Raw genomic sequence first — 1128 nt, forward strand, 5'->3', positions numbered from 1 at the left:
GATGAATTGAAGCAGCACGCTGCTGATTTGTAGGAGGATGTTGGTGTGCGATCGCTTTTAGTCAATAAGGGCGATCGGGTTTTTCTGATGAATAGCAAATTTATCCTTCGTAACTCAAGTATTTAAGTGCGATGGCTCGTCATTGCGAGGTTTTACTATTAGATGAACCTACGGCTTTACTCAATCCTGATTCTCAGTTAAATTTGGTACCTGCGGTGTAGCGTTTGGTCAAAAATTGCGGGCTGACAGCTTTGTGGGTGACTCACGGTTTGGATGAGTTGAATTATTGCGATCGGGCTTTTTTGTTGGAGAAGTGTGAAGTAGTCGATCGAGGCGTTCCAGCAAGGTTAAAGCAGCGGTTGATGCAAATTCAGGAAGTTTAGCGGCTGAAGTTTGGCCAGAATTAGCGATCGCATTTAATCGGACGTGATATTAAAGGTAAAACAAGGATGACTAACGGGACTTAGACAAAAACTGAAGCCCTTTTGGCTTCAAACGCAGATAGAGAAATACTTTTAGATAGAAGGGGCATTAATCTAGTTATACCAAGGGTTTCAGACATTTTTAGGTTGTCGATTTCTTTCCATTCCCTAGAGGGGGTTTCAGCTTTTAAAGGGACTGGAAAAGGTTTAAATCCCACTAAAAAGCTTGCTGTGTAAGTCTTATTGCTTCTTCCTTCTTTCTTCTTTCTTTTACTTAACGATCGATCGCGATCGCGATACTGTATAATCCTGTGAAGGCTATTTTTATCCGCCAAAGCCCTTATTAAACAACAACACTTCATATTTTCCCTTATGTTAGACGCTACAACTCTATTTCAAGAAAGCTACTATCTGGCGAAAAACTCAGAGGTAGCCTCCGCTGTAGCCAAAGGGAACTTCCAAAGCGGATTTGAACACTTTAGCAAATTTGGTCAAGTTGAGGGCCGGAACCCTAGCGCCCTATTCGATACTAATTATTATCTCCTCAACAATTCTGATGTCGCTGCCGCTGTCAATAGCAAAGCTACGACAGCATTACAACACTTTATTAATTTTGGAGAATCTGAAGACCGCAATCCTAGCCCATTCTATAACAACAGCTATTATCTAGGGAAAAATCCCGATGTTGCTGCGGCTGTCGATCGCG

General features: G+C 42.0%; 2 pseudogenes. Both read left to right on the plus strand.

Annotation, left to right across the window (positions count from 1 at the left end):
* Positions 1–128: 128 nt before the first annotated feature.
* Positions 129–383, plus strand: a pseudogene (locus QUA38_RS29100) (ABC transporter ATP-binding protein); the annotation flags it as partial.
* Between the two features lie 411 nt (positions 384–794).
* A pseudogene (locus tag QUA38_RS29105) lies at positions 795–1128 on the plus strand (alkaline phosphatase D family protein); the annotation flags it as partial.

The sequence above is a fragment of the Microcoleus sp. Pol12B4 genome (assembly GCF_036701385.1).
GTDB lineage: Bacteria > Cyanobacteriota > Cyanobacteriia > Cyanobacteriales > Microcoleaceae > Microcoleus.